Below are 8,576 nucleotides of genomic sequence, written 5' to 3'. Positions count from 1 at the left end.
TCGGCACAAAGGCATTGGGGATCTTGCTGGCGTTTTCCTGGTTCTTGAGCAGGAAAATGTCATCACGGGTGACCGGAGTGTTCAGCGGTGCCCCTTTCTCTTTCCAGTCCGGGAACAGTTCGTTGAGGGCAGTGGGTTCGAAAACCGTTCCTGCCAGGATGTGAGCCCCGATCTCGGAACCTTTCTCAACGACACAGACGGTCAGTTCCTGTTCGGCTTCCTGGGCCATCTGCATGATGCGACAGGCTGCCGAGAGGCCAGCCGGCCCCCCGCCGACGATCAGAACATCAAATTCCATCGATTCGCGTTCCACGTTGGTCTCCTCATCTCTTTTAGTGATGCCAACAGGCAATTTCTCAGGGGCGTCATCATACCGGTAAAACGGATTTCAGACGACTCCCACAAAGCGAAAGCCCCTGTTTTCTTAACTGAAAGGATACCGCAATTCAATAATCAAACAAACGTTTGTTTGAAATTTGGGTTTACCTTTGGCATTGTTCAATGGCGCTGGGCCAAAACGTGTATTTTGAGTCGTTTTCTAGTATCGTCTCACGCTCAGGTGGAGTCAACCGGTGCTCATTGGCCGCGAAAGCGGCGTCTCAACCTTCTCAGAGGCTATTGACCCCGGTGACCTTTGCCTGCAGTATTATGACGCCCTGACAGACAGCAGGTCCCGCAAGTATGTGCTGTTCTCAAATGTAAACTCATCGTAGAAGAACGAGGAATCTATGAAGGTTCTGGTCGCTGTAAAACGAGTTATCGACTACAACGTAAAGGTGCGCGTCAAGCCGGACAACACCGGCGTTGATCTCGCCAACGTCAAAATGGCAATGAACCCGTTCTGCGAAATCGCTGTTGAAGAAGCAGTTCGCCTTAAAGAGAAGGGTGTTGCCAGCGAAATCGTGGTGGTTTCCATCGGCCCGAAGGCCTGCCAGGAGCAAATCCGCACTGCTCTGGCGCTGGGTGCCGACCGTGGTATCCACATCGAATCAGACGAAGAGGTTCAGTCTCTCGAAGCGGCCAAGCTGCTCAAGAGCGTTGTTGAGAAAGAAGAGCCAAAGCTGGTCATTCTCGGCAAACAGTCCATCGATTCCGATAACAACCAGACTGGTCAGATGCTGGCAGCACTGACTGGCATGGGGCAGGGTACCTTTGCTTCAGAAGTGGTTGTTGAAGGTGACAAGGTCAACGTCACCCGTGAAGTAGACGGCGGCCTGATGACCGTTGCCCTGAACCTGCCTGCGGTTGTTACTACTGACCTTCGTCTGAACGAGCCGCGTTACGCTTCTCTGCCGAACATCATGAAGGCCAAGAAGAAGCCGCTGGACACTATGAGCCCGGCTGACCTGGGTGTTGAGCTTGCTCCGCGCCTTTCTACCCTCAAGGTAGAGGCCCCGGCCTCTCGCCAGGCGGGCGTGAAGGTTGCTGACGTAGCTGAGCTGGTCGACAAACTGAAGAACGAAGCGAAGGTGATCTAAATGAGCATCCTTGTAATTGCTGAACATGACAACAGCGAGCTGAAGCAGGCCACCCTGAACGTTCTGGCTGCTGCCAAAGCCATCGGTGGCGACATCGACGTACTGGTTGCCGGCGAGAACTGCGGAGCGGTAGGCGAAGCTGCGGCGAAGGCCGAAGGCGTTAGCAAGGTACTGGTTGCCGACGATGCCGTCTACGGCCACTTTCTGGGTGAGAACCTGGGCGAGTTGGTTGCCGAGGTAGGCAAAGGTTACAGCCATATCCTGGCCGCCGCCGGTACCATTGGCAAGGATTTTATGCCGCGCGTCGCAGCGCTTCTGGACGTTGCCCAGGTATCCGACATCATGCGTGTGGAGTCCGAAGACACCTTCGTTCGCCCGATCTACGCCGGTAACGCCATGGCCACCGTCAAAACCACTGACAGCATCAAGGTCGTCACGGTTCGCCCGACGGCCTTTGATCCGGTTGCCGGTGAGGGTGGTTCCGCTACTGTAGAAGCCCTGGATGTTGTAAAAGACGCGGGCCTGTCCGAGTTCGTCAACGAAGAGCTGGCCAAGTCTGACCGTCCGGATCTGGCAAGTGCCGGCGTTGTGGTTTCCGGTGGCCGTGGCATGCAGAATGGCGAGAACTTCAAGATGCTGGAACAGGTGGCAGACCTGTTGGGTGCTGCTGTTGGTGCTTCTCGCGCCGCTGTAGACGCCGGCTTTGTGCCTAACGACATGCAGGTTGGTCAGACCGGCAAAATCGTTGCGCCGCAACTTTACATCGCGGTCGGTATTTCCGGTGCCATTCAGCACTGGGCAGGCATGTCCGAGTCCAAAGTGATTGTTGCAATCAATAAAGACGAGGAAGCGCCGATTTTCCAGGTTGCCGACTATGGCTTGGTCGCGGATCTGTTCGAAGCCGTTCCGCAGCTTGAAGAGGAGTTGAAGAAAGTTATCTAACTTTCTGATTCCAATAAAAAAGGCACCTTCGGGTGCCTTTTTTATTGGCTCAATTCTATTTTTCTTTCAGATCTTTCCGGTCACTCAGTGTCTTTTCTTTCTTACTGGTAAACAGTGTATCCGCGAGAATGTGCAATGCCTTGTTCACCATAACAGGAAGGCGGTCGGCCAGCATGCGGGCGGATTTCGATTCCCGTTTGGCCAGGGCAATCGGATCGCGGACACATAGCGTAAGTATCATCTCTGGATCCCGTGTATTATCAGGGCCATAGCTTTCAGTCAGAGCCTCTTCTATCATTTTTTGCTGAAGGCGAACTCGCCAGTGTGCAGTATCGGCCGGTTGAATCGATTGGCCGGCGCGACGTTGTTGTCGCAATTTCAAGGAAACAACCGTAAGGATGATGACATGATCTGGTTAAAAGCGTTTGTCAGTGGCTTTCTCGCAACACTGATTTTCCATCAGGGCCTGTTTGCCCTGTTCTATTTCGTGGGTATGGTCCCTGCCGCGCCGTTCAATCTCAGCCCGGTTCCCCCTCTGGGTGTGCCTGCCGTGATTTCGCTGGCCTTCTTTGGCGGTCTCTGGGGGCTGGTGCTGTGGGCCATTCTCGGCCGCCTGAATGGCTTTAAGTTCTGGTTGGGTAATGTAATAGTAGGCGCCATCGGACCAACCGCCGTTGCCATGCTGGTGGTCTTCCCGCTCAAAGGGCTGGCGGTATCTGCCCAGACCTGGGTTGGAGGCCTGATGCTTAACGGCTTCTGGGGCCTGGGCGTTGCAGTTTTCCTGGTACTGATGGGCGCCAAGGCTGCCCGCCCCGGCGCCGGCAATTCATAACGGATCCTGACGGATTAAGGACAACCAATGAGCACAAAGACTGACACCACCTACGACGTCGTGGTATTCGGCGCCACCAGTTTCGTGGGGCAGATTCTGACCAACTACCTGTTCGCAACCTATGGCATTGGTAAAGAGGTTCGCTGGGCAATTGGCGGGCGTTCCGAAAGCAAGCTGAGCACTCTGAAGCAGAGCCTCGGCAAAGGGGCAGGGGATCTGCCCATGGTTGTGGCAGACGCCAGCGATGAAAGCGCCCTTAAAACCATGTGTGATCAGACCCGTGTGGTGATTTCCACTGTCGGCCCCTATGCCCTGTATGGCGAGCCGTTGGTCAAAACCTGCGCCGAGACCGGAACCGATTACTGCGATCTGACTGGCGAAGTCCAGTGGATCCGCAAGATGGTGGAAACATACGAGGATAAAGCCAAGGCCTCCGGTGCCCGAATTGTTCATTGCTGTGGCTTCGACTCCATCCCATCGGACATGGGCGTGTGGTTCCTGCAGGAGCAGGCTGAAGCAACCTTCGGAGCTCCCTGCCAGGACGTACGCATGCGGGTAAAAGTTGCCAAGGGCGAATTTTCCGGCGGCACAGTGGCAAGCATGATGAATGTGGCCAAGGAAGCTGCGGCAGACCCCAAGCTGCGTAAGGAGCTTGCGAACCCGTTCTCTATCTGTCCGCCTGACCATCGCTCCAAAACCCGTCAGCCCAGCCTGAAAGGGGCCGAGTACGACAGGGATTTCGATGTCTGGCTGGCGCCTTTCGTGATGGGGGCCATCAATACGCGCATTGTGCACCGCTCCAACGCCCTCCAGAATGCCCGTTACGGCAAGGAATTCACCTACGATGAAGCCATGATGACGGGGCGTGGCGTGAAGGGTCGCCTGGCCGCCTACGCGATCACCGGTGCTCTCGGCGGTTTCTTTACCGCTTCCGCGTTCAAGCCATCGCGTTGGGTGGTGGAGAAGTTCGTGCCCAAGCCAGGCGAGGGCCCAAGCCCGGAAGCACAGAAAAACGGCTTTTACGATCTGCGTTTCGTGGGTAAGACTGCCGACGGCAAAACCATCAAAACCAAGGTAACCGGCGACCGGGATCCGGGCTATGGCTCCACTGGTAAAATGCTGGGCGAAGCCGGCATGAGCCTGGCGTTTGATGTTGAGGGTGACAAACAGGGCGGTTTTTGGACGCCTTCGTCATTGCTCGATGGCAAGCTTTTCGATCGCCTGACTACGAAGGCTGGTCTGACTTTCGAACTGCTGGAAACCAGCTGAACCGCTTTTAGCTGAGCCGGATGGTGCGGTCGGAGGCGGGTAAGGCCTCCGGCGCGTGCCCCAGCGCAACAACGGTTTTTCCGGCCAGCCACTGTTTCATCCCTGCTGCAATACTGTCTCTTGTCTCGGAATCCACTCCGGTAAATGGCTCGTCCAGAACCAGTAGCGGCGATTCGTTCAGAAGCACCCGTGCCAGAGCAATACGCCGGGCCTCCCCGCCGGATAGCTGGCTGCCCATGGAGCCCAGCCAGGTATTTAGCTGCGCCGGTTCATGGGTAAAGCGATCCGCCATGGCCACCAGTTCCAGGACCCGCCATAATTCTGCATCCCTGGCGTCCGGCCTGCCAATCAGCAGATTCGCTTTCAGGGTATCTTCGAACAATACCGTCTGCTGGGTGAGATAGGCTGATGGCAGTCGCCTTGCGCATCCTGAGGCGGGTTTTTCCAGGCCTGCCATCACCTCCGCCAGTGACGATTTACCGGCACCGGAACTGCCAATAACGCTGACCCATTCGCCCGTCGGAACTGTCAGGTCAAAACGGCTGAGAACGGGGGAATGGTCGCCAAACCGGATGGTAACCCTTTCAAGTTCCAGGGCATGGCCGGAATCCAAAGGAAGTTGTTCAGCCCCGGGACCGGTGCCGGATTCCGCCGCACAATCACGATTCAACCTTGCTGCAGAAGCAAGGGTTCCCCCCAGCCGCGCAAACGCGTCCGGAAGCATTGAGTAGACTTCCAGCAACCCCAGCAATGCCACCGGCAGTAACACTACCACTGGACCGCTAATGGATTCCTGCTGGAACAACTGCAGCCCCATCCAGAGAGCCAGCACAACGGCCAGGTTAACCATTACCTGCGCCAGCCCCAGATTCCAGCCAGTGCGGGTGTCAGCCCGGGAATCATCGCGGGCAATCTGGTCCGCCTGGCGCAGGCAGAGAGCGGCGTGTTTGCCGGTGCGGCCCGCTGCTGTCAGCTCCGCGAAACCTTCGATGTGTTCAATCACATCCGTTCGCACCCGCTCACGGGCATCGGTCTGGCGGTATACCAGATGGCGGGTACGCAGAAAAACCACTACCGTCGCAACAAGAAACGCAGGAACCAGCGTGATAAGCAGGCCCAGGGCAAGGTCCTGGCTGTAAAATATCCCGGCGACCGCGATCAATATGGCGGTTACCAGCGCGGCAAGGGCCGCAGGAGCAATCAGGCGGAGGTACAGGGTATCGAGGGCATCCACATCATTGGTCAGCCTGGACAGCCACTGGGGGCCTCGTAGCGCATTCCTGCGATATCGCGCAGACAGGCTCAGCCGTTCAAACAGCGCCACACGGATATCCGTCAGCAGGCGCAGCACGGTATCGTGGTTGTAAACCCGCTCGGCATAACGAGCCACAGTTCGCGCAACTGCGAAGAACCGTATGCCGCCGCCCGGAACGTAGAGGTTGAGTGACGCCTGCACACCGGCGGCCAGAAGCAGGCCGGTGAGGGCGGTGGCGGTAATGAACCATCCGGACAATGCCAGCAGCCCCATACCGGACAGCAGTGTGGCCAGAATCAGTATGCCGCCCACAAACAATCGCCCAGGGCGTCGGAAAATGAGGGTTAGCCAGGGCCAGAGTTCACGCATCTTTCACTCCTCCCTCGCTTACCAGCAGAGTGCGGTTCGCCAAAGTCAGCAAGGCCTGGTGGTGAGTTGCAAAGATCAGGGTTTTACCCGCCTTGGCGAGTTTGTGGAGCGCTTGAAGAATGTAGATCTCGCTGTCGCTGTCCAACCCGGCCGTGGGTTCGTCCAGGAGGATCAGATCGTAATTGGCAACGAATACCCGTGCCAGGCTCAATCGCCGCGCCTGCCCGCCAGAAAGACCCTGGCCATCCTCCGTGATCCTGCTGTAAATGCCCCGTTCCCGGCTGTTGAGCAGGTCGCCAAGGCCTACCTGGCGCAATGCCGTTTCTATGGCAACATCGGAGGCGTCCGGCGTAGTCAGGCGCAGATTGTCTGCCCAGGTACCGTGTACCAGGAAGGGAGACTGCCCGAGCCAGCCGAAGGGCTGCTCGCCCGGCGCGTCACCGAACACCGAGATGGTACCTGCATCCGGCTGCATGAAACCTGCAATCAGGTACAACAATGAAGACTTGCCGCCCCCGGAAGGGCCGGTGAGGGCAATAACGTCACCTTTGCGGATCTCAATTGACACTTGATCCAGTACCGGCCGCTCCGGATCGTAGGCAACAGAAAGATCCTGCACCGAGACCTGATCCGGCGCCCGGGGCTGGAAAGCCCTCTTTACAGGCGTTTCTTCCTCATCAACCTGCTGCAGCCTGTCCACGATCTCGGCACTGGCGCCCATGGCCGCAGCACGATCATGATAATGCTGGGACAGCAGGCGCAGTGGCTGGAAAAACTCCGGTGCCAGCAACAGCACCAGTAGGCCCGAGAACAGCGTAAGTTCGTCAGACGGCCCGTAGGTGATGTAGCCCAGCAAGCCAAAGCCGATATAGATTGCCACCACGGCGATGGCTACAGAGGCAAAGAACTCCAGTACCGCAGAGGAGAGAAAGGCAATCCTGAGGGTTTTCATGGTAACGCGGCGGTAGTCGTCAGAGCGCTGTCGCAGCGTTTCTGCCGCCGGCGCCGTCTGGCCGAACAGCTGCAGGGTGGTCAGGCCCCGTACCTTGTCCAGGAACTGCCCGGAGAGCCGGCCGATGGTCTGGAAATGCCGCTGGTTCAGCTTCTCGGCACCCATGCCGACCAGGGCCATAAATAGTGGAATGAGGGGTGCCGACAGCAGCAGGAATATGCCTGCAAGCCAGTCCAGCGAAAACACCACCGCCAGTATGAGCAGCGGCACTATCACTGCAAGAAGCATTTGCGGCAGGAAGCGGCCGAAATAGCCGTGAAGGGCGTCGGTATGGTCGAGCCACTCCCTCGCCAGCGTGCCTGCCGAGATCTGCCCCATGGCGACGGGCCCGGTCGCCTGCCAGCAACGGCTTATCTCACGGCGCACCTGGCTACGTACCTTACGACTGCAACGGGCTGCGAAACGCGCCTGAAGGCCCTGAGCGATACCCCGGACCAGTATCGCCATCACAACGCCGGCAAACAGCAGGGTAAGCTCCTCAAGCGGAACCTCCCCGACAATACCCTGGTGGACTATACCCGCCAGGAACGCCATCTGAGCGATGGTCGCAAGCCCCACGACCACCCCCGCTGATACCGTCGCCAGGATCAGCGGGCGGCCGTGGGCTGCAAGCCCGCTCAACCAACGACGGGCTGCGGCTTGCTCTGCCACTTAGTGGTAACCCTCGCCGGCGCGAACCTTGCCCCGGAACACCCAGTAGGTCCAGGCGGTATAGGCAAGCACCACTGGTATTACAAACACCAGACCAATCAGCAGGAACAACTGGGATTCGTAGGCAGACGCCGCATCCCAGAGGGTGATGTCAGGTGGCACCACGTAGGGCCAGCGGCTGACAATCAATCCCAGGTAGGTGAATATGAACAGCCCGAGCGTGGCCACAAAGGGCATACCCTCAGACCGGTTACGCACTGACCGGAAGATCTGGAACGCACAAAGCAGGGTAAGGGCCGGGAGTATCCAGATAATGGTGATGGTTGAGAACCAGCGCTCCTTCACCATCTCTTCGACGAACGGTGTCCAGACGCTGATGATCGCGAATACGGCCAGCACTGCAAGTAACAGAGGGACGGTGATTTTGTAGGCCCAGTCCTGAAGCCGGCCCTCGGTTTTCATGATCAGCCAGGTAGACCCAAGCAGGGCATAACCTGCCAGCAGTCCGAAACCGGTCAAAACCGTAAACGGAGTCAGCCAGTCCAGAGCGCCACCGGAATAGACGCCGTCAGTGATTTCAAACCCCTGGATATAGGCACCAACCACTGCCCCCTGTGCAAAAGCCGCTACCGTGGAACCGCCTGCGAAGGACCAGTTCCAGAGGTATCGCGAGGTGTTGGCCTTGAAGCGGAACTCGAACGCCACGCCCCGGAAGATCAGGCCGGCCAGCAGCAGGAACACTCCTATATAAAGCGCAGGCAGGATAGT

Annotated in this window: 9 protein-coding genes; 4 read left to right on the top strand and 5 right to left on the bottom strand. The window is 57.8% G+C overall.

What is annotated here, in order from left to right; all coding sequences use genetic code 11:
* Positions 1 to 313, bottom strand: a 313-nt coding sequence (locus ACESMB_RS12920) for an NAD(P)/FAD-dependent oxidoreductase (RefSeq protein ID WP_372971747.1), incomplete at its 3' end; no start/stop codon positions are given.
* Positions 314 to 728: 415 nt separating this feature from the next.
* Between ACESMB_RS12920 and ACESMB_RS12915 the strand changes: the two genes are divergently transcribed.
* Positions 729 to 1,478 carry an electron transfer flavoprotein subunit beta/FixA family protein gene (locus tag ACESMB_RS12915; RefSeq protein ID WP_372971746.1) on the top strand — a complete coding sequence of 250 codons (750 nt, stop codon included), beginning with the start codon at positions 729 to 731 and terminating at the stop codon, positions 1,476 to 1,478.
* Complete coding sequence (locus tag ACESMB_RS12910) at positions 1,479 to 2,420, top strand: electron transfer flavoprotein subunit alpha/FixB family protein (RefSeq protein ID WP_372971745.1); 942 nt, start codon at positions 1,479 to 1,481, stop codon at positions 2,418 to 2,420.
* 55 nt (positions 2,421 to 2,475) lie between these two features.
* On the opposite strand, the gene ACESMB_RS12905 is transcribed toward ACESMB_RS12910, so the two are convergent.
* Positions 2,476 to 2,661 carry a hypothetical protein gene (locus tag ACESMB_RS12905; protein ID WP_372925574.1) on the bottom strand — a complete coding sequence of 62 codons (186 nt, stop codon included), beginning with the start codon at positions 2,659 to 2,661 and terminating at the stop codon, positions 2,476 to 2,478.
* Positions 2,662 to 2,826: 165 nt separating this feature from the next.
* Between ACESMB_RS12905 and ACESMB_RS12900 the strand changes: the two genes are divergently transcribed.
* Together ACESMB_RS12900 and ACESMB_RS12895 are read left to right on the top strand one after the other, a co-directional pair.
* Positions 2,827 to 3,252 carry a hypothetical protein gene (locus ACESMB_RS12900; RefSeq protein ID WP_372971744.1) on the top strand — a complete coding sequence of 142 codons (426 nt, stop codon included), beginning with the start codon at positions 2,827 to 2,829 and terminating at the stop codon, positions 3,250 to 3,252.
* A gap of 27 nt (positions 3,253 to 3,279) precedes the next feature.
* Positions 3,280 to 4,521: a saccharopine dehydrogenase family protein gene (locus tag ACESMB_RS12895; RefSeq protein ID WP_372971743.1), complete on the top strand. Its 1,242-nt coding sequence runs from the start codon at positions 3,280 to 3,282 to the stop codon at positions 4,519 to 4,521.
* A 7-nt stretch (positions 4,522 to 4,528) separates the two neighbouring features.
* On the opposite strand, the gene cydC is transcribed toward ACESMB_RS12895, so the two are convergent.
* The 3 genes from cydC to ACESMB_RS12880 all read right to left on the bottom strand — a co-directional run.
* Positions 4,529 to 6,145, bottom strand: coding sequence for a thiol reductant ABC exporter subunit CydC (gene cydC / locus ACESMB_RS12890; RefSeq protein ID WP_372971742.1), 1,617 nt, complete (start codon positions 6,143 to 6,145; stop codon positions 4,529 to 4,531).
* Entirely contained in the window at positions 6,138 to 7,808 is a 1,671-nt protein-coding gene (gene cydD, locus ACESMB_RS12885; protein WP_372925578.1) for a thiol reductant ABC exporter subunit CydD, read from the bottom strand. The genes cydC and cydD overlap by 8 nt, the downstream gene beginning before the upstream one ends.
* On the bottom strand, positions 7,809 to 8,576 hold a 768-nt coding region (locus tag ACESMB_RS12880; protein WP_372971741.1), incomplete at its 5' end, for a cytochrome d ubiquinol oxidase subunit II.

The organism is Marinobacter sp. (assembly GCF_041686475.1).
Taxonomy (GTDB): Bacteria; Pseudomonadota; Gammaproteobacteria; order Pseudomonadales; family Oleiphilaceae; genus Marinobacter.
This window is presented reverse-complemented; position numbering and strand designations above follow the sequence as displayed.